Origin of the sequence: Amycolatopsis sp. cmx-11-12 (assembly GCF_046269425.1) — a bacterium.
Taxonomy (GTDB): Bacteria; Actinomycetota; Actinomycetes; order Mycobacteriales; family Pseudonocardiaceae; genus Amycolatopsis.
In genome coordinates this window covers 143318-161220 of record NZ_JADNQM010000003.1, presented here as the reverse complement: position 1 = coordinate 161220, position 17903 = coordinate 143318, and the positions used below count along the sequence as shown (strand labels likewise).

The following is a 17903-nucleotide window of genomic DNA, read 5'->3' as shown; positions in this document are numbered from 1 at the left end:
GGATAGACCGGTGCGCTGGGAACTCCCCCTCTGTCATGGCACCTGAGAGTTTCACCGCCCGTGAAGGGACGGCTTTCACCTTGGGTGAGGCGCACTTGCGCGCCTGCTTTCCAGAGTGGCCTCGCGGAAGCGGTAGTGAGTACCTGAGAGATTCCGGGGAGTTTGCTCCTTCGGTGCCCCACCACGTTCGTGAGGGCTCTCCCGCTCCAGCTCAACGGCCCGATCTGTAGTTGTGCGCACACCGTACCTGGCGTGTTCAGCGCGCGTCTACTTCTGGCCGGACACGTCACTGGTCCCGTTCGCCCGGACGCCCGACGTGTCCGGCCTCGTCTGGCGTGGCTAGGCGTTCTCCATCATCATTTCGGCGGTGATGGTGCCGCAGAGCTCGGCGCAGCGCATCATCATGTCGGCGGCCTCGGAGAGTTCGGCGTCACCCGTCTTGGCACACTCCTCGGCGCACATGCGCATCATCTGGGAGGAGAGGCCGCACATCTTCGCGCACATGCGCATCAGCTCGAGGTCGGCGACCATGGCCGAACAGCGCATCATCATGTCGGCACTCATGCGGGACATGTCCGCGCAGGTCACCATCATCATCCCGAGCTTGGCGCCGCCGATCTCCATGCAGCGCGTCATCATCTCCTCGCACCGGACGTGGCATTCGTTGCACAGGTCGATGCAGTCGCGCATGGCGGTGCTCATCTGCCGGGTCATCCTGGGGGCCTCCGCGCTTCTCGGATCGCGGAACCGGGCGGCTCCGCGTCCCAGAACTACCGCGCAGGTCAGGGGTACGCCATCCCAGCCACCGGGACGAGTGACGGCAGGTGGGGTGAAGGGGCCCTTCACCGCGTGGGACGCGGGGAAAGCGTCCTTCAGCTCCAGGACCGAGGCGGGAGACCTGGTGGACCGCAAGTAGCCGACTAAAGGCGATGGACGGCGCGTCCGGTCCAGGTCCGTGAAGGACTCCTTCCCTACTTTGAGAGTAGGGAAGGGGACCTTCACTCCCGGATCGAGGCGGTGAGCTGGGTGCCTGCGGAAGTCTGTGAAGGCGCCCCGCAGGTAGCCGCCCTACTTGCGGCGGGCCGCCAGCGACCAAGGCCGCGAAGGGCCCTTTCACCGCGTGAGATGCGGTGAAAGCGTCCTTCAGCTCCCGGACTTGAGCAACCTCACAGAGGCGTGACGTAGGCGCCCGAGATCCCGCCGTCCACCAGGAACTGCGAAGCGGTGATGAACGAGGCGTCGTCGCTCGCCAGGAACGCGACGGCGCCCGCGATCTCCTCCGGCTCCGCGAACCGCCCGACCGGCACGTGCACCAGCCGCCGCGCCGCCCGCTCGGGGTCCTTCGCGAACAGTTCCTTCAGCAGCGGCGTGTTCACCGGCCCCGGGCACAGCGCGTTGACCCGGATGTTCTCCCGCGCGAACTGCACGCCCAGTTCCCGGCTCATCGCCAGCACCCCGCCCTTGGACGCGGTGTAGGAGATCTGCGACGTCGCCGCGCCCATCACCGCGACGAACGACGCGGTGTTGATGATCGAGCCCTTCCCCTGCCGTTGCATATGCGGCAGTACCGCCTTACAACACAGGTACACCGAGGTCAGGTTGACCTTCTGCACCTTCTCCCACGCGTCGATGCCGGTGGTGAGGATCGAGTCGTCCTCGGGCGGGGAGATGCCGGCGTTGTTGAACGCGACGTCGACCGAGCCAAAAGTGTCCACAGTGGTCTGGAACAGGGCCTCGACCTGCTCGGCGTCGGTGACGTCGGCCTGCACGAACAGGCCCCCGACCTCGTCGGCCGCGGCCTTGCCCGCCTCGGCGGAGATGTCGCCGATGACGACCTTCGCGCCCTCGCTCGCCAGCCGCCGAGCGGTGGCGAGACCGATGCCGCTGCTGCCACCGGTGATGACCGCGACGCGGCCTTCGAAACGCTGAACCATCATTCCTCCGTGCTGATGAATACGTTTTTGGTCTCGGTGAAGGCGTCGACGGCGTCCGGGCCGAGTTCGCGGCCCAGCCCCGACTGCTTGAATCCGCCGAACGGCGTCCAGTACCGGACGGACGAGTGCGAGTTCACCGAAAGGTTCCCGGCCTCGACCCCACGCGCGACGCGGAAGGCGCGGCCGACGTCGCGCGTCCAGATCGAGCCGGACAGGCCGTACTCGGTGTCGTTGGCCATGGTCACCGCGTCCGCCTCCTCGGCGAACGGGACCACGGCGACGACCGGGCCGAAGATCTCGTCCGAGGCCAGCGGATGCCGCAGGTCGGGCGGGGTGACGACGGTCGGCGGGAACCAGTAACCCGGCCCCAGCGGCGCGTTGCCCCGGAAGGCGACCGGCGCGTCATCGTCCACATAGGACGACACCTTCGCGTGGTGCCCGGCCGAGATCAGCGGCCCCATCTCGGTCATCTCCAGACGGGGATCCCCGACGACGACACCGTTCACGGCGGGTTCCAGCAGCTCCATGAACCGGTCGTACACGCTCGCCTGCACCAGGATCAGCGACCGCGCGCAGCAGTCCTGCCCGGCGTTGTCGAACACGCCGTACGGCGCCGTGGCCGCGGCCTTCTCCAGGTCGGCGTCGGCGAACACGATGTTCGCGTTCTTGCCGCCGAGTTCCAGCGTCACTCGCTTCACCTGCGCGGCGCAGCCCGCCATGATCTGCTTGCCGACCTCGGTGGAGCCGGTGAACACCACCTTCCGCACCGCCGGGTGGTCCACGAACCGTTGTCCCACCACGGATCCCTTGCCGGGGAGCACCTGGAAGACGTCCTCGGGGATCCCCGCCTCGCGGGCGAGTTCGCCGAGCCTGATCGCGGTCAGCGGGGTGAGTTCGGCGGGTTTGAGCACGACGGTGTTCCCGGCGGCGAGCGCGGGCGCGAACCCCCAGCCCGCGATGGGCATCGGGAAGTTCCACGGCACGATCACCCCGACCACGCCGAGCGGCTCGTGGAACGTCATGTTCACCCCGCCGGGTACCGGGATCTGCTTGCCGCTCAGCCGTTCCGGTGACGCCGAGTAGTACGTCAGCACGTCGCGGACGTTGCCCGCCTCCCAGCGCGCGTTGCCGATCGTGTGACCGGCGTTGACGACCTCCAGCTGGGCGAGGTTCTCGATGTCGGCGTCGACGGCGTCGGCGAAGCGGCGCAACAGCCGCGCCCGGTCGCCGGGGGCCACCGCACGCCAGGCGGGGAACGCCGCCTGTGCGCGGGCGATCGCCGCGTCGGTCTCCTCGGCCGAGGTCAGCTCGACCGACCTCACCACCTCTTCGGTGGCGGGGTTGATCACCTCGAACACCGCCGACATGTTCCCTCCCGTGGAGGCGGCATCAAACCTGGTCATGCGCGCTCCTTCGCAGCTGTCACCAGTGCCTCGAAAAGCCTGATGTCGTCGGGGTTCTGTTCGGGATGCCATTGGACACCGAGTACGAAATCGTCGCCGGGCAGCTCCGCCGCCTCGATGGTCCCGTCGGCGGCCCAGCCGACCGGCATCAGCCCGTCACCGAGCTTGTCGATCGCCTGATGGTGATAGCACGGCACCTTGGTCTCGGCTCCGAGGATCGACGCGGCCCGGCTGCCCTCGGCAAGGGTCACCGTCGTGGTGCCGAAGGTCGCCGGCGCGGGCTGGTGATCCGCACTGTCCAAAGTGTCCGGCAGATGCTGGGCGAGCGTCCCGCCGAGGGCGACGCTGAGCACCTGCAAGCCCCGGCACACGCCCAAAACCGGCTTGCGCGCGGCCAAAGCGGACTCAAGGAGCCCGAACTCGAACGCGTCCCGGTTCGGCCGGACGTAGGTCGTCGCGTGCTGCTCCTGGCCGTACCGGGCCGGTTCGATGTCGGCGCCGCCGACCAGCACGAGACCGTCCACGGCGGACACCAGCCTGTCGTGCGCGTCGCTCACCGGCGGCAGCAGGACCGGGATCCCGCCCGCCGCGACGATGCCGTCCACGTACACACGGTGCAGCAAGGCCGCTTCGGTCTCCCACACCAGGAACTTCGCGGGCTCCAGATAGGACGTCAGCCCGATGACCGGCTCAGAGCCTTTCGAACCCACGGATCCTCTCCCAATCGGTGACGGCGGCGTCGTACGCGGTGAGTTCGACCTTCGCCGCGTTCAGGTAGTGGTCGACGACCTCGTCCCCGAACGCGGACCTGGCGAGTTCGCTCCGGTCGAGCAGCGCCGCGGCCTCCCGCAACGTCGTCGGCACGGTCGGCTTGTCGGAGCCATAGGCGTTTCCATGGAACTCCGGCTCCAGCTTGAGTTCGTTCTCGATGCCGTGCAACCCGGCCGCGATCAGCGCGGACACCGCGAGGTACGGGTTCACGTCGCCGCCGGGAACCCGGTTCTCGGTGCGGAGCGAGTCCCCGTGCCCGACGACGCGGAGTGCGCACGTGCGGTTGTCGGTACCCCACGCGACCGCGGTCGGCGCGAAACTGCCCGGGACGAACCGCTTGTAGGAGTTGATGTTCGGCGCGAGGAAGTAGGTCAGCTCACGCAATCCGGCGAGCTGACCGGCGAGGAAGTGCTCCATCAGCGGCGAGAACCCACCGGGGCCGTCGCCTGCCAGCACGGCCTCACCCGAGGTGGAACGCAGGCTGATGTGGATGTGGCAGGAGTTGCCCTCGCGTTCGTTGTACTTCGCCATGAACGTGAGGCTCTTGCCCTCCTGCGCGGCGATCTCCTTGGACCCGGTCTTGTAGATGCTGTGGTTGTCGCAGGTGGTCAGGGCCTCGGCGTAGCGGAACGCGATCTCGTGCTGGCCGGGGTTGCACTCGCCCTTCGCCGATTCGACGTACAGCCCGGCGCCGCCCATGTCGTTGCGGATCCGGCGCAGCAGCGGTTCGATCCGCGAGGTGCCGAGCATCGAGTAGTCGACGTTGTACTGGTTGGCCGGGCGAAGGCCCTGGTACCGCTTGTCCCATGCCGACTCGAAGGTGTCGTCGAAGACGATGAACTCCAGTTCGGTGCCGACGTAGGCGCCGAGGCCGAGCGCGGCCAACCGGTCGAGTTGCCCGCGCAGGATCTGGCGCGGCGACGGGGCGACGGCGCCACCTTGTACCCGTTCGAGGTCGGCGAGGACGAGCGCGGTGCCCTCCTGCCACGGGAGCAGGCGCAGCGTGTCGAAGTCCGGGCGCAGGACGAAGTCGCCGTAGCCGGTCTCCCAGGACGACATCTCGTAGCCGTCGACGGTGTTCATGTCGACGTCGACCGCGAGCAGGTAGTTGCACGCTTCGGTGGCGTGCTCGACGACCTCGTTGAGGAAGTACTCGGCGGCGCAGCGTTTGCCCTGCAACCTGCCCTGCATGTCGGTGATGGCCACCAGCACCGTGTCGATGGTGCCGTCCTCGACGAGTTCCCGGAGCCGATCCAGTGTGAGCATGCCGCGCCTGTTCGCCATCAGCCTCACCTAAAGGTTCGAAGCGGTACCTTTGCGGCTTCTTCCTACCGGGTCAGCCCGACCCGGTCAACTTGGTCAATGGTCCAGTTCGTTATCCATTGCGGACTGTAGTTGATCCCTGGGCGGATTGTCTGCGATGCCCGGCTGAGAAGATGCTGTGAATCCCGCCGGACGGGAGGAGATCCGTACCTCCGGAACGTTGTACGGATCAAGAGAGGTGAGAAGGAATGACACAGGCATTCACGCAGCAGACCACGTTCACCGAGCCCCAGGGCCGGGCTCAGCTCCCGACGCTGCCCAACGGGTGGCCGATCGGCTCCTACGAGTCGTACTCCGAAGCGCAGCGTGCGGTCGACCACCTCGCGGGAACCGACTTCCCGATCACGGACGTCACCATCGTCGGTGTCGAACCGATCCTGGTCGAGCGGATCGCCGGGCGGATGGGCTGGCGCAAGGTGCTGACCAGCTCGGCGCTGTCGGGCGCGATGTTCGGTATGTTCCTCGGCCTCGTGCTGAGCCTGCTGAACCCGGGCGCCGGACTGGTGCCGATCCTCGTCGGTCTCGTCGGCGGTATCGGGTTCAACCTGCTGTTCGGCGCGCTGGGGTACGCGGCATCGAAGAACAAGCGCGGGTTCATCTCGCAGAGCCAGCTGGTCGCCCGTCGTTACGACGTCCTGGCCCAGCCGCGCAACGCCGAGAAGGGCCGCGCCCTGCTGGCCGACCTGGCCGCCAGGAGCGCGTTCCTCCACTGAGCCGATCACAACACGCCTGAATCCCACGCGACTCGGCACTTCCGGTTGGAGGTGCCGAGTCGCGGCATTTCTACGGGGTCAAGCGGTGCAGGTCGCGCGGGAACAGCGTCGCCTGGCGGACGGCGCCGTCGGTGCACCCAGCCGGCTATTCGCACACGTGCGCCGACGTGCCGGGGCAGGTCGGCGACGAGAACACGCGAGATCATCACAACTCCTGTACGGATATGCGCGATCCCTTGGGAGTGCGGGCGAGCAGGGGACTCGCGGTACCACCGCACTTTCGCCGCCGCCCTGGACGAACGGCGGCCTCGAAGGCCCGGTGACGAGGGCCGGACGGCGGGGCATGGGGCGCGGGACGCCGTTCCTCCCCGCACGCCTCTCGCATCCGCATTTAGTCCTCTGGATGCGGTAGTTGGGAACGCGAACTACCGCATCCAGAGGACTAAATGCGTAATCGGGTGGAGGCGCCCCCGACAGCCGCCTCCACCCGGACCACCTAGCGCGGCGGCTGGGTGGAGCTTGACGGCGGCGGTGCCGCGGAGGACGACGGCGGCGAGGCGGACGAAGAAGGCGGCACAGGCGCGCCCTTCGGGATCGCCGCACTGAACGGGACCTCGGTCTTCTCCTGGCAGTAGGAGCGATTTCCGTTGTAGCCGTCGCGGTTTCCGTCGTAATCCTGGACGCCCCGCTCGATCTGCGGACGCGGGTAGCGGTTGTCGTCGCCGATCTTCCGCTTCTCGCCCGTGCCCTTCTCGCAGGCGTACCGGGTCGTGCTGAGCGGACGGCCTTCCTCGTCGTAGAGGTAGATCCCGGTCAGCGGCTTACCCTCGGCGTCGAACGCGTAGATGTTGTCCACGCTCTGGTTTCCGTACATCAACTGCGGATTGCCGTACGTGTCGCCGGAGCTCGGCGGGTAGCCATTGTACGAACTGCCGCCGTAGGACCGCTTCGCGATCAGATCGACCGCCGCGCCCGCGCCGCCGAGCATGCTGCCGATGACGAACGCCGAGATCGGCACGGCCAGCCACAGCAGCCGCCGGTCACCCTTCAGCTTCGGGCCCGCCCAGGCCACCGCTACGGCCGCCAGCAGCATCAGTGGCAGCAGGAGCACGGCCCCGGTCTCGCGAAGCACGAGCAGCAGGCCGAACACGACCAGCACCGCCGCGCACAAGACCCACCACGCCGGTTTGAGCGAGCGGAAGTAGACCAGTCCCTTGCCGTTCCGGTTGGCCTGGAACGACGTCGCGATCTCGCGGAGCTTGACCACCTCGGGCAGTTCCGCGATCGGGGCGACACCCCGCCTGGCCACGTAGATGACGCTGATCGCCAGGACGGGCGCGATGAAAAGCAGGCCCAGCAACGGTCCCATCCGGATCAACATCGCGGCCGCGAAGCCGAACAACGCGAACCCGCCGACGGAGAACACCAGGCCCCAGAACGCGAACCGCGCTCCGCCGATCCCGGTTTTCACCTTCAGGACGGTGGTCTTGTCGCCCGCGTCGGCCGGACGCGGCGGATAGCCACCGGACGCCCGCAGTTCGGCGGCATAGCTTTCGGGGCTGCCCAAACGCTCGATCAAGGCGTCGACCTTGGGGTTCTCCCCCAATTCCGCCTCCATTTCGGCGAGATGGGGCCGGACGTCTTCGAGGATCTCCTCGACTTCGCTCTCGGGCAGGTCGGCGAGCGCGCTCCTGACCCTCGCCAGATACACCCGCACGGCGGTCGGATTCTGCGTGCTCATGCTGCCTCTCCCAACAGGCTGTTCATTGTCGTGGCGAAAGTCCGCCAGGTCTGCCCCGACTCTTCGAGGCGTTGGCGACCCGGTTCGTTGAGGCTGTAGTACTTCCGGTGCGGGCCTTCTTCGCTCGGCACCACGTACGACGTCAGCAGGCCTGCCTTGTACAGCCGCCGGAGCGTCCCGTATACCGAGGCGTCGCCGACTTCCTGCAACCCCGCGACGCGAAGTCTTCGGAGCACGTCGTAGCCGTAGCCGTCCTCTCCGCGAAGTACCGCGAGAACGGCGAGGTCCAGCACGCCTTTAAGTAGCTGACTGATCTCCACAGTCGCGTCCCTCCCAGTCTTACGCAAGGGAAGGTACCACGCATTGCACAGTAGTGCGCACAGCGTAGGCGACTTGCGTTCGACGAAGGGTTCATGGGTTACTTAGTCCAGTAATGAACCACCGCACCTGACGCAGGTGCACGAAGACTGGGGACGGAGGTGTCGTGCTCGACGAGGGAACACCGCTGTTCGTGCAGATCGCCGAACAAATCGCCGACGACATCGCCGAGGGAAGCCTGGCCGAGGGGGAACGCGTGCCGTCAACCAACGAACTCGCCGCCTTCTACCGGATCAATCCGGCGACGGCGGCCAAGGGCATCAACGTGCTCGCCGACGACGGCCTGCTCGAGAAACGGCGCGGCATCGGCATGTTCGTCGCCGACGGAGCGCGGGAGAAGCTGCTCACCGACCGGCGGAAACGGTTCGCCGAGCAGTACCTCGAGCCGATGCTGAGCGAAGCGAGGCGCCTCGGCATCAACGACGAAACCCTGATCTCGCTGATCCGCGGGAACGGACATCAGAACGGAGGACCCGCCGCATGACGCCGACCATTTCGACCACCGGCCTGACCCGGCGCTACGGCGACCATCTCGCGCTCGGCGATGTCTCGGTCGACATCGAAGAAGGCAAGATCACCGGCCTGCTCGGCCGCAACGGCGCGGGCAAGAGCACCTTCCTGCGCATTGTCACCGCGCAAGAGTTCGCCAGCGCGGGCTCGGTCCGCGTATTCGGCGAAAGCCCGATGGAGAACGAGCGGGTGCTCCGGCGGATGGTGCTCGTCCGCGAGGACCAGCAGTTCCCGGACTTCAAGGTGCGGCACGCCCTCGCGGCGGCGTCCTGGTTCTACCCGAACTGGGACGCCGAACTGGCCGACACCCTGCTCCGCGACTTCGACCTGCCGCTGAAGCGCCCGATCAAGAAGCTCTCACGCGGAATGCGCTCGGCGTTGTCGATCACGCTCGGGCTGGCGGCACGAGCGGAACTCACATTGCTCGACGAGCCGTACGCGGGTCTCGACGCCGTCGCGCGGCAACTGTTCTACGACCGGTTGCTCGACGACTATTCGAGTCACCCACGCACGGTCCTGCTCTCGACGCACCTGATCGACGAAGTGGCCGATCTGCTGGAGCACGTCGTGATGATCGACAAGGGCCGCGTCGTCCTCGACGCGCCCGCCGACGAACTGCGCGGCACCGCCGCGACGGTCAGCGGGCCTGCCACGGCGGTGGAGTCCTTCGTCGCCGGCCGCCGGGTACTGCACCGCCGCAAGATCGGTTCGCGGGCTTCGGTCACCGTCGCCGACGCACTCGACGCGGCGGCGAAGGCACGGGCACAAGCCCTGCATCTGAAGCTGGAACCGTTGTCACTCCAGCAATTGATGGTGCACACCTCCAACGGACAGACCGCAGAGGAGGCGTCCGCATGAACACCATGGTCAACGTCGCGCGCTACCACCTGGTGGACCGGCTCCAATACCTCGTCCTCCCGGTCGGCGTCACGTTCTTCGCGTTCCTGGTGAACCTCACCATTTTCGCGACCTTGCAAGAAGACCACGAGAACTACTCCGGCGGCCTGTTCACCCTCTTCGTGTTCATGCTCGTCTGCGGGGCCTTGAGCATGACGAAGTCGCTGCCGTTCGGGCTCGCGCTCGGCGTGTCGAGGAGGTCGTACTACCTGGGCACGATCCTGCTCGTCGCCGGGTTGTCCGCGCTGTACTCGGTGGGAATCGTGGTGTTCCAAGCGATCGAGGGGGCGACCGGCGGCTGGGGGCTGAGTCTCAACTACTTCCGGGTGCCCTGGCTGCTCGACGGCCCCTGGTACCTGACCCTGCTCACGGCGTTCGTGTTCCTGACGCTGATGTTCGTCTACGGCATGTGGTACGGCCTGATCTACCGGCGCGCCGCGGTGCTGGGTGTCGTCCTGTTCGGCGCCGCGCAGGTCCTGGTGCTGCTGGGCATCGTGCTGGTGCTCACCTGGACCGCCTCCTGGTCGAAGATCGGCACCTTCTTCAGCACGCTGACCGTGGGCGGGGTGACCGGGGTGCTCGCGGTACTGGTGGCCATCGCGGCCGTTGGCGGGTTCGCCACGATGCGCCGCGTCACGGTCTGAAAGTCCTTCCACACCAAGGAGTTCTGTGATGACGGTGGCTCATGTGGTGCTGTCGGTACTGCTGGTCGCGATCTTCGTCCCGCTGGGGGTGGCGAAGATCCTGCGGCAGCCGTCGCTGATCTCCCGGACCGAGCGGCTCGGCTTCTCGGTCCGGCAGATCCAGGGGATCGGCGCGCTGGAGGTCGCGGGCGCCGCCGGACTGGTCGCCGGGTTGTTCTGGCGGCCGCTCGGCGCCGCCGCGGCGATCGGCCTGGTGGCGCTGCTGATCGGGGCGGCGATCTCGCACCTGCGGGCGGGCGACGGGATCAAGGAAGTCGTCCCGTCGATCTGGCTCGGCGTGGTCTCCGCGGCCGCGGCCGTCCTCGCGCTGGCCTAAGCGGCTTCGCGCGCTCGGTCCCGGATGCGTCCGACCACAGTGGACCGTCGCCAGGCGTGCGTGACCTCGACCAGCCACGCCGCTTCGGCGGCGATGTCGGGCTCGTCGAGGTAGGTCGCCGGAACGTCGTCGGGGGCGTACCGGCGGCCTGCCTCGGAGGCGACGAGCGCGGCGGCCAGTGCCGCGGCCTCGATCGTCGCGGGAACGCGGGCTTCGGGGATCTTCGCCTTGCGAGCCTCGGCTTCCGCGACCGGCGGGATGCCCGGATCGAAGTACGGGCGCAGCGCGAGATGGCCGTCCCGGATCTCGATGACCCTGCGGTACAAGGCGAATTCGACACCACCCGGCATACCGGGGCCCGGGTCCAGCGCGATTCCCGGGACGGCTTCGCGCATCGCGGTCCACAACGGCTCGATCCGGCGGTAGGTCCGGTAGGTGCCGAGCAGGCGGAACGGGGTCGCCAGCGCCGGGCCCCACACGCTGAGCGTCGCGCCCGCCCCGGCGAGGCCGACGCTCAGCGCCGCCAGGATCGACGAGAGCGTGTCCTCACCGGCGTTGACCTCCCCGGTGGTGGCGAGGATGTAGATGTCGTCGACGTCCCAGAAGGTCCAGCCCAGCGCGGCGACCCCGCCGCCGACGAGCAGCCAGAGCCCGGTGCGAAGCGGACCGGGATCGGCATGGCGCGCGAAGCGGGCAAAGACGATCGAGAAGGTCAACAGGCTGATCAGACCGTACGCGAGGAAGACGACGTTGTACGCGACGAACCAGCCGAGCCTGCCAGGGCCGGCGGCGGTGTGTTCGCCGACGCGGTAGCTGTCGGAGAGCAGGAAGAGCGCGATCTCGGCGGCCACCACGGTCCAGGAAAGCACCACGTGCCAGCCGATCCGCTTGCCCTCCCCCAGTTTCAGCGAATGCGAGAACGCGACCGCGAAGGCCATCGCGCCGATCTTGAGCAAGTCGGCCGCGAGGTTCAGGAGACTGCCGATGGGCTCTTCGATGCCGACGGCGTTCTCCATGGCCGGGGTGAGCAGCATGATGCCGCCCGCGATGCACATCCCGAACGCGCTGAGGAACCACATCCGCCGCAACGGCTGGGTATGGCGGGCCTGGATCAGTTTGTAACCGAAGCCCGCGAAGGCCACCACGCAGCAGAAGTACGCGATGGTCTCGGTCATGGCAGGCGCCGCTTCCGGCTGCCGAAGAGGTTGTCGACCCTGGCCATCCCACCGGCGAGGTCGCTCCCGCTCTCGTCGGTGTGCGCCGCTCCGCGCACCGACGTCCTGGCGACACGCTGCGCGAGGAGGCTGGCGAGCAGTTCGGCCTCCTGTTCCTCGATGGCGCTGTAACTCGTGCGGCCGAGAACACGGCGGACGAGTTCGGGCGACAGGTTCGGCATGAGGGTCTTGCTGGCGGCGGCGTCGAGCGCGATGCCGTCGGCGCCCGCGTCCGAACCGACGTGGCCGCAGAGCAGGTGGCCGACCTCGTGCAGGAGGATATGCCGCCGGTGCAGGGCGGTCGTGTTGGTCGGGTAGAGGATGTAGTCCGCGCGTTCGGTGCTCATCAAGAGCCCGCACGGGCCGCTGGCGGGGACGTTGACCTGCATCAGCTCGATCGGGCGGCCGCGTTCGGCCGCCAGTTCGGCGGTGAGGGCCTCGGCGTCGAAAGGCTCGGGCAGGGACACGCCGTCAGCGAGATTCCGGCAGCGTCGCCACAATTCCTTACGGCCGCGGTCCACCTCACGCCTCCCTCTTCGGGCCGCCCCGTCCGGATTCCCTGCGGGCGATCGCGTCGATCATGTCGCTGATGGTGTCGAGCCCGTCGGGTGAAAGCGTTACAGCGCGCAGTGCCACATCGCGGACGCCTGCGTCGCGGAGGGCGCCGAGGAGCGCCAGTTCCTCGGCGATCTTGGCGCTCTGCTCGTCGTCGAAGAAGTACGCCGGCGAGACGCCGAAGAACTGGGCGAGCGCCTCGAGATGGCGTTTCGTCGGGTTGTCGCGGCGCCCCGTGCGCAGCTGCCAGAGGTAGGTCGTCGAGAAACTCTCGCCGGTGGCCTCACGGCAGGCCTTGGCGACCTCCTCGTGGCTGTACGGCTCACGATCGGGTCTCAGCACGATCTGGAACAGCTTGTCGATCTTTTCGGCGAGCGTCGTCTTGCCGGGCTCGGTCGCGGCCACCATCCCACTCCCTACATGTCGTGCCCGTTCATGCTAGTTGACGCGGTGCCCGCATTCATACACGACAGTTTTCACCTCACGCGAGGGCGTGGCTGGCATCGCGGGCAGGAGAACGACGAACGGTTCATGAAGGGATCACGACGGATGGCCGTCCCGCATCGGCCGCAGGGCAGGCCTTCCTGGCCGTAGGCGTCGAGCGACCGGTCGAAGTACCCGGACTGGCCGTTGATGTTGACGTAGAGCGCGTCGAACGACGTCCCGCCCGCGACGAGCGCGGCGGCCATCACCTCGGTGGCGGCGGTGAGCACGGCCCGGCCCTTGGCCGCGGTGAGTTTGTCGGTCGGGCGGGCCCAGTGGAGCTTGGACCGCCAAAGGGCCTCGTCGGCGTAGATGTTGCCGATGCCGGAGACGAGGGTCTGGTCGAGCAGGGCGCGTTTGATCTCGGTCCGCCTCGACCGCAGCGCGCGGACGGCCTGGTCGAGGTCGAAGCGCGGGTCCATCGGGTCACGGGCGATATGCGCGATGGTGCTGGGCAGCGCCGTCCCATCGACCTCGGTGAGTTCCGCGAGCGCGAGACCTCCGAAGGTCCGCTGGTCCACGAAGCGCAGCTCGGGCCCGTTGTCGGCGAAACGGAACCGCACGCGAAGGTGCTTCTCGTCAGGCGTCTCTTTGGGCTGGACGAGCATCTGGCCGCTCATGCCGAGGTGGGCCAGCATGGCCTGACCGTCCGACAGATCCAGCCACAGATACTTGCCGCGACGGCGCGCGGCGGTGATCTTGGTACCGGAGAGCCGTCCGCCGAAGTCCTCCGCGCCGAGTTCGTGGCGACGGATCGCACGGGCGTGGAGAACTTCGACCTCGGAGATCGTGCGGCCGGAGACATGCGCCTCCAGCCCGGCACGGACCACCTCGACCTCGGGGAGTTCGGGCATGAAACCGATTCTCCCACTGGCCTCGGTCAGGTCGTTTTCGGCGGCTGTTCGATGTCGAGTTCGGCCGAAAGCTGTCGCCAGGCCGTCTCGGCGGCCTTCTGCTCGGCTTCCTTCTTGGTCGTCCCCGAGCCGTAGCCGAGTTCACGCCCTCCGACGAGCACGGTGGCGCTGAACTCCTTGCGGTGATCAGGGCCGGTGTCCTCGACCTTGTACTCGGGCACGCCCAGCCCTGCCGACGCGGTTAGCTCCTGGAGACTGGTCTTCCAGTCCAGACCGGCACCGCGCAGCGGCGCTTCGGCGAGCAGACCGTCGAACAGGTGATGCACGAGCTTGCGCGCGAGGTCGATGCCGTGCTGCTGGTACGCGGCGCCGATGACGGCTTCGAGCCCGTCGGCGAGGATGCTCGCCTTGTCCCGGCCGCCGGTGAGTTCTTCGCCCTTGCCCAGCAACAGGTGCGTACCGAGCCCGCCTTCGCCGAGGCCGCGCGCGACCCGGGCCAGCGCGTGCATGTTGACCACGCTGGCACGGAGCTTCGCGAGCTGACCTTCGGCCAGGTCGGGATGCGTGTTGTAGAGGTGGTCGGTGACGACCAGACCCAGCACCGCGTCCCCGAGGAACTCCAAACGCTCATTCGGCGGCAACCCACCGTTCTCATAGGCATAAGAACGGTGGGTCAGCGACAGTGTCAGCAACTCGGGTTCGATGGTGATCCCGAGCGCTTCGAGCAGTGGTGCGGGGTCAGCGGGTGGTCCACCGGCCGACTTACCCCCCATGTCGTCAGCTGCCGATCAGGCGGGCTCGACGACCTGGCGACCGTTGTGCTGGCCGCAGGCCGGGCACGCGATGTGCTGGAGCTTCGGCTGCTTGCAGGCGCGGTTGGAGCAGGGCACCAGCTGAACCGGAGCCGCCTTCCACTGGCTGCGGCGCGCGCGGGTGTTGGATCGCGACATCTTCCGCTTCGGGACGGCCACGAGTAGATCTCCTTCAGACGGTCTGCCCGCGGTCGCGAGCGAACTTGCTTCTCCGGAACGAGCTGGTGCTCGTCAGGCTTGCTTTCCGGGGCCATCAGCCTGGTCATCGTCCGTTTCGTCACCGAAACGCCTCACCAGTGCGGCCCACCGAGGATCTATCTTCTCATGCCCGTGTCCGGGCTCGAGATCGGCCCACTTGACGCCGCATTCGATGCACAGACCCTGGCAGTCCTCGGTGCACAGCGGGGCCAGCGGCAGCGCGAGCACCACCGCGTCACGGACCGTCGGCTCGAGGTCGATCCGGTCGTCCACCAGACGGGGGATCTCGTCCTCGTCGGTGGTCTCCTCGGTCGCGGAGCCGGGGTAGGCGAAGAGCTCGGTCAGGTCGACCTCGACGTCCTCGGTGATCGGGTCGAGGCACCGCGCACAGTGCCCCGTCGCCACGGCGGACGCCGTGCCGCTGACGAGGACGCCCTCGACGACGGACTCGAGGATCAGGTCGAGTTCCAGGCTGGAGCCGACGTCGATGGTGATGACGTCGGGCACACCGAGCGCGGACTCGACGGGAATGGCGCGTTGGACGGCCTTGCTCAGGCCGGCGTGACGGCCGAGCTCGCGGGTGTCGAGCACCCAGGGGCTTCGGTTGTCCAGTTGCGCAGGCCTGGCCTGCGGCGACTTGTTCTCAGACATCGGATACCAGGGTACGCAGGTGCCGCCAGTGGTTTACGGCTGGTAGGCGGCAAGGGTCCTCGTGAGTGATACAGGTCCGCCCTAGCCGTCCTTACCACTCGCGACTCATCCGGCCGGAGCGTTGCGTACGGCCGCCATCCGGGGTGTCGCGAAAGCCACTTTCGGGACGTCTGATGTCCCGAAAGTGGCTTTCGCGACACTGCCACTGGGCAGTCGCGAGGAGGTCTTCACGGACCGAACCCGCGACCGAGTCAGGCTTGGTAGTCGTAAAGCGACGTCCGGCTGTTGCCCGGCAGGTTGATCGGAGACCGCAGGTGGTTGCGCCCGGAATCGACCGTCCGCAGCGTGGTCGCCAGCAGTTCGGAGAACTCGGCCAGCTTGCCGTCGACGTAGGCGTCGCAGTCACTTCGCTGCTTGTCGGCCTCGACGTGCGCCTCGTCGACGATGCGGGCCGCCTCGCCGTGGGCGGCCTGGACGACCTCGGTCTGCGAGACGAGCCGGGCCTGTTCGACGCGGCCGTCCTCGATGGCGCGTTCGTAGGCGTCGCGGCCCGCCTGGATCATCCGCTCCGACTCGGCCCGCGAGCGGTCGGTGAGGCTCTGGAACTCGGCCTGGCCGGAGGCGACCATCCGCTCGGCCTCGCCGTGCGCGTCGCTCATCATCTGCTCGGCGCGGGCACGGGCGTCGGCGAGGATGCGCTCGGCCTCGGCCTGCGCGTCGGCGACCGTGCGGTCCGCCTCGGTGTTGGCCGTCGAGACGGTCTCCGCCGCCTCGGTGCGCGCGGTCTGGATCAGCTGGTCGCGCTTGTCGAGGACGTCCTGTGCGTCGTCCACCTCGCCCGGCAGGGCGTCGCGGATGTCGTCGAGCAGCTCGAGGGTGTCCCCGCGCGGAACGACGCAACTGGAGGTCATCGGCACGCCGCGGGCTTCCTCCACGATGGTGACGAGCTCGTCGAGCGCCTCGAAAACCCGGTACACGGCCCACTCCCTACCTACAGCGATCCCCACATTCCCTGAGCTCAGTTTGCCCTCATCGCCGCCGGAAGGGGTGAAAGCGCGCGGTACCGGGCGTGTCCCGCCCGGTACCGCGCGCCATGATCACTTCGGGACGAACGCCGGATCCAGGATCAGCGCCAGCAGCTGCTGGTCGGTCAGGGACGGGCGAACGCGGTCGGCGTCGTCCAGCGTGCCGAGGTCGAAGATGTTGACCGAGCCGCCACCGGGCCGGAAGGCGATCGCGTTGCGGGTGACGGGATTCCTGACCGAGAAGCCTTGGCCGACGATGATGTCGCCTTCCGTCCCGACCGCCGACTTCGGGGTGGTTTCGGAGATCACCACAAAGTTCCCGTCCGGCTGGGGGAGCTCCACACACCGCATCGGCTTGCGGTCCGGCCCGATCCCGTCGGCCACCTTCTCCGGGTCGCACCTGCCTTCGCGCGGATATCCGTCCTTGGTGCTCGCCGGACCGCTGATCGTGAGGTTGACGCCCCGCGGCCTCCCTTCCTCGTCGGTGTACCTGATTTCCGAGGTCTTCAGGTCCCCGTACCCCACGAAGTTCCCCACTTCGATGTTCTTCGCGCCGACGATCACCTTCGGTACCACGTCCTTCAGGTGCTGGAGATCGTCCTTCGGCACGGGCGGGGCCTGCTGCGACGACGCGGCGGGCGCGAGCCGCTCAGGGCCATCTCCCGGCGCCACGAAGACCACTGCCGCCGCGATCACCGCCAGTGTCGCGACCCCCGTCGCGACGACCCCTCGCCGGTTCCGGGCCTTCTTCGCCGCCGTCCCGGCGACCTCGTCCGGGTCGAAGCCGAGCGGCGGCTCGGCCAGTTCGATCCCGCGCAGCCTGTTTTCGAGTTCGTCCATCACGCGCTCCTCCCGGAGACAGCCTCGTCGTGCTGTCTCTGCAGGGCCGCGCGGAGGGCGTCGAGCCCTCGCGCGGCCTGACTCCTGACCGTCCCTTCCGAACAGCGCAGCGCGACGGCGACCCCCGTGACCGGGAGATCGGCGCAGTAGCGCAGCACGACGGCGGCGCGCTGTTTCGGTGGAACCTCGGCGAGGGCGCGAAGCAACGAATCCGAAATCCCGGCGGTGGCCGGGGCCGCGGGCTCTTCGGGGACGACGCCGTCGCGGTTCTCCTTGCGCCGCCACGGTCGCCGCCGCTCGTCGAGCCAGCAGCGCATCAGGATCTGCCTCGTGTAGTTGTCGACGGGCCCCTTCCGGCTGACCTTCGGCCAGACCCGGTGGAGCTTGATGAGCGCGACTTGGACCAGGTCTTCCGCGAGGTGCCAGTCGCCGCAGAGCAAGTACGCCGTCCGTCTGAGCGGTAGCGCCTTGTCCCTGGCGAACTCCCTGAAGCTCGCATCGTCCCCAGACCGCATCGTGCCTCCTCGTCCGTGTTCCGGTGTATCTCACGGACGGGGAGGCACGTGGCGTTGCACGGGAGG

Annotated in this window: 22 protein-coding genes and 1 riboswitch; of the genes, 5 read left to right on the top strand and 17 right to left on the bottom strand. The window is 67.9% G+C overall.

Annotated elements, in window-relative coordinates; genetic code table 11:
- Positions 1–20: 20 nt before the first annotated feature.
- A riboswitch (glycine riboswitch) is annotated at positions 21–124 on the bottom strand.
- 215 nt (positions 125–339) lie between these two features.
- The 5 genes from ACLARN_RS05310 to ACLARN_RS05290 form a co-directional block, all read right to left on the bottom strand.
- Entirely contained in the window at positions 340–714 is a 375-nt protein-coding gene (locus tag ACLARN_RS05310) for a hypothetical protein (protein WP_409490150.1), read from the bottom strand.
- 452 nt (positions 715–1166) lie between these two features.
- Positions 1167–1934: a 3-oxoacyl-ACP reductase gene (locus ACLARN_RS05305; RefSeq protein ID WP_037342142.1), complete on the bottom strand. Its 768-nt coding sequence runs from the start codon at positions 1932–1934 to the stop codon at positions 1167–1169.
- Positions 1934–3301, bottom strand: a complete 1368-nt coding sequence (locus tag ACLARN_RS05300) for an aldehyde dehydrogenase family protein (RefSeq protein ID WP_409490374.1) — start codon at positions 3299–3301, stop codon at positions 1934–1936. Before ACLARN_RS05300 ends, ACLARN_RS05305 begins: the two co-directional genes overlap by 1 nt.
- A gap of 32 nt (positions 3302–3333) precedes the next feature.
- Positions 3334–4047, bottom strand: a complete 714-nt coding sequence (locus tag ACLARN_RS05295; RefSeq protein ID WP_409490149.1) for a gamma-glutamyl-gamma-aminobutyrate hydrolase family protein — start codon at positions 4045–4047, stop codon at positions 3334–3336.
- Positions 4028–5392 carry a glutamine synthetase family protein gene (locus ACLARN_RS05290; protein ID WP_409490148.1) on the bottom strand — a complete coding sequence of 455 codons (1365 nt, stop codon included), beginning with the start codon at positions 5390–5392 and terminating at the stop codon, positions 4028–4030. The genes ACLARN_RS05295 and ACLARN_RS05290 overlap by 20 nt, the downstream gene beginning before the upstream one ends.
- Positions 5393–5619: 227 nt before the next feature.
- On the opposite strand from ACLARN_RS05290, the gene ACLARN_RS05285 reads away from it, so the two are divergent.
- Entirely contained in the window at positions 5620–6144 is a 525-nt protein-coding gene (locus ACLARN_RS05285) for a general stress protein (protein WP_409490147.1), read from the top strand.
- Positions 6145–6640: 496 nt separating this feature from the next.
- Here the strand turns inward: ACLARN_RS05285 and ACLARN_RS05280 are convergent, their stop codons facing one another.
- Positions 6641–7885: a DUF1700 domain-containing protein gene (locus tag ACLARN_RS05280; RefSeq protein WP_409490146.1), complete on the bottom strand. Its 1245-nt coding sequence runs from the start codon at positions 7883–7885 to the stop codon at positions 6641–6643.
- Positions 7882–8205, bottom strand: a complete 324-nt coding sequence (locus ACLARN_RS05275) for a PadR family transcriptional regulator (protein ID WP_005160429.1) — start codon at positions 8203–8205, stop codon at positions 7882–7884. Before ACLARN_RS05275 ends, ACLARN_RS05280 begins: the two co-directional genes overlap by 4 nt.
- 164 nt (positions 8206–8369) lie before the next feature.
- On the opposite strand from ACLARN_RS05275, the gene ACLARN_RS05270 reads away from it, so the two are divergent.
- From ACLARN_RS05270 to ACLARN_RS05255, 4 genes are read left to right on the top strand one after another with little or no spacing between them, the layout of a single operon-like run.
- Positions 8370–8747: a GntR family transcriptional regulator gene (locus ACLARN_RS05270; protein ID WP_409490145.1), complete on the top strand. Its 378-nt coding sequence runs from the start codon at positions 8370–8372 to the stop codon at positions 8745–8747.
- On the top strand, positions 8744–9631 hold the full coding sequence (locus ACLARN_RS05265) for an ABC transporter ATP-binding protein (protein ID WP_409490144.1): 888 nt from the start codon (positions 8744–8746) through the stop codon (positions 9629–9631). Before ACLARN_RS05270 ends, ACLARN_RS05265 begins: the two co-directional genes overlap by 4 nt.
- Positions 9628–10314, top strand: coding sequence for an ABC transporter permease (locus ACLARN_RS05260; protein WP_409490143.1), 687 nt, complete (start codon positions 9628–9630; stop codon positions 10312–10314). Before ACLARN_RS05265 ends, ACLARN_RS05260 begins: the two co-directional genes overlap by 4 nt.
- Before the next feature lie 28 nt (positions 10315–10342).
- Entirely contained in the window at positions 10343–10690 is a 348-nt protein-coding gene (locus tag ACLARN_RS05255) for a DoxX family protein (protein WP_409490142.1), read from the top strand.
- Here ACLARN_RS05255 and ACLARN_RS05250 read toward each other — a convergent pair.
- From ACLARN_RS05250 to ACLARN_RS05205, 10 genes are all read right to left on the bottom strand, one after another.
- Positions 10687–11865 carry an MAB_1171c family putative transporter gene (locus tag ACLARN_RS05250; protein ID WP_409490141.1) on the bottom strand — a complete coding sequence of 393 codons (1179 nt, stop codon included), beginning with the start codon at positions 11863–11865 and terminating at the stop codon, positions 10687–10689. The two genes, ACLARN_RS05255 and ACLARN_RS05250, sit on opposite strands and share 4 nt — an antisense overlap.
- A complete protein-coding gene (locus ACLARN_RS05245) occupies positions 11862–12425 on the bottom strand; it encodes a hypothetical protein (protein WP_409490140.1) in 564 nt (187 codons plus the stop codon). The genes ACLARN_RS05250 and ACLARN_RS05245 overlap by 4 nt, the downstream gene beginning before the upstream one ends.
- A gap of 1 nt (position 12426) precedes the next feature.
- Positions 12427–12867: an XRE family transcriptional regulator gene (locus tag ACLARN_RS05240; protein ID WP_409490139.1), complete on the bottom strand. Its 441-nt coding sequence runs from the start codon at positions 12865–12867 to the stop codon at positions 12427–12429.
- 68 nt (positions 12868–12935) lie between these two features.
- Complete coding sequence (gene mutM, locus ACLARN_RS05235; protein WP_409490138.1) at positions 12936–13796, bottom strand: bifunctional DNA-formamidopyrimidine glycosylase/DNA-(apurinic or apyrimidinic site) lyase; 861 nt, start codon at positions 13794–13796, stop codon at positions 12936–12938.
- A gap of 26 nt (positions 13797–13822) precedes the next feature.
- Positions 13823–14569, bottom strand: coding sequence for a ribonuclease III (rnc, locus tag ACLARN_RS05230; protein WP_409490137.1), 747 nt, complete (start codon positions 14567–14569; stop codon positions 13823–13825).
- A 15-nt stretch (positions 14570–14584) separates the two neighbouring features.
- Positions 14585–14767 carry a 50S ribosomal protein L32 gene (gene rpmF, locus ACLARN_RS05225; RefSeq protein WP_005160412.1) on the bottom strand — a complete coding sequence of 61 codons (183 nt, stop codon included), beginning with the start codon at positions 14765–14767 and terminating at the stop codon, positions 14585–14587.
- Between the two features lie 72 nt (positions 14768–14839).
- Positions 14840–15457 (bottom strand): YceD family protein, encoded by a 618-nt coding sequence (locus ACLARN_RS05220; protein WP_409490136.1) that lies wholly within the window; start codon positions 15455–15457, stop codon positions 14840–14842.
- Between the two features lie 251 nt (positions 15458–15708).
- Positions 15709–16434, bottom strand: coding sequence for a DivIVA domain-containing protein (locus ACLARN_RS05215; protein ID WP_409490135.1), 726 nt, complete (start codon positions 16432–16434; stop codon positions 15709–15711).
- A 120-nt stretch (positions 16435–16554) separates the two neighbouring features.
- Complete coding sequence (locus tag ACLARN_RS05210) at positions 16555–17322, bottom strand: hypothetical protein (RefSeq protein ID WP_409490134.1); 768 nt, start codon at positions 17320–17322, stop codon at positions 16555–16557.
- Positions 17322–17837 carry a SigE family RNA polymerase sigma factor gene (locus tag ACLARN_RS05205; protein WP_409490133.1) on the bottom strand — a complete coding sequence of 172 codons (516 nt, stop codon included), beginning with the start codon at positions 17835–17837 and terminating at the stop codon, positions 17322–17324. Before ACLARN_RS05205 ends, ACLARN_RS05210 begins: the two co-directional genes overlap by 1 nt.
- Between the last annotated feature and the right edge of the window lie 66 nt (positions 17838–17903).

Coding starts and splice junctions, on each gene's coding strand:
- ACLARN_RS05280 (WP_409490146.1), bottom strand. CDS start 7,885: ATGAGCACGCAGAATCCGACCGCCGTGCGGGTGTATCTGGCGAGGGTC.
- ACLARN_RS05290 (WP_409490148.1), bottom strand. CDS start 5,392: ATGGCGAACAGGCGCGGCATGCTCACACTGGATCGGCTCCGGGAACTC.
- ACLARN_RS05250 (WP_409490141.1), bottom strand. CDS start 11,865: ATGACCGAGACCATCGCGTACTTCTGCTGCGTGGTGGCCTTCGCGGGC.
- ACLARN_RS05240 (WP_409490139.1), bottom strand. CDS start 12,867: ATGGTGGCCGCGACCGAGCCCGGCAAGACGACGCTCGCCGAAAAGATC.
- ACLARN_RS05220 (WP_409490136.1), bottom strand. CDS start 15,457: ATGTCTGAGAACAAGTCGCCGCAGGCCAGGCCTGCGCAACTGGACAAC.
- ACLARN_RS05255 (WP_409490142.1), top strand. CDS start 10,343: ATGACGGTGGCTCATGTGGTGCTGTCGGTACTGCTGGTCGCGATCTTC.
- ACLARN_RS05210 (WP_409490134.1), bottom strand. CDS start 17,322: ATGGACGAACTCGAAAACAGGCTGCGCGGGATCGAACTGGCCGAGCCG.
- ACLARN_RS05300 (WP_409490374.1), bottom strand. CDS start 3,301: ATGTCGGCGGTGTTCGAGGTGATCAACCCCGCCACCGAAGAGGTGGTG.
- ACLARN_RS05305 (WP_037342142.1), bottom strand. CDS start 1,934: ATGGTTCAGCGTTTCGAAGGCCGCGTCGCGGTCATCACCGGTGGCAGC.
- ACLARN_RS05260 (WP_409490143.1), top strand. CDS start 9,628: ATGAACACCATGGTCAACGTCGCGCGCTACCACCTGGTGGACCGGCTC.
- ACLARN_RS05265 (WP_409490144.1), top strand. CDS start 8,744: ATGACGCCGACCATTTCGACCACCGGCCTGACCCGGCGCTACGGCGAC.
- ACLARN_RS05205 (WP_409490133.1), bottom strand. CDS start 17,837: ATGCGGTCTGGGGACGATGCGAGCTTCAGGGAGTTCGCCAGGGACAAG.
- mutM (WP_409490138.1), bottom strand. CDS start 13,796: ATGCCCGAACTCCCCGAGGTCGAGGTGGTCCGTGCCGGGCTGGAGGCG.
- rnc (WP_409490137.1), bottom strand. CDS start 14,569: ATGGGGGGTAAGTCGGCCGGTGGACCACCCGCTGACCCCGCACCACTG.
- ACLARN_RS05310 (WP_409490150.1), bottom strand. CDS start 714: ATGACCCGGCAGATGAGCACCGCCATGCGCGACTGCATCGACCTGTGC.
- ACLARN_RS05285 (WP_409490147.1), top strand. CDS start 5,620: ATGACACAGGCATTCACGCAGCAGACCACGTTCACCGAGCCCCAGGGC.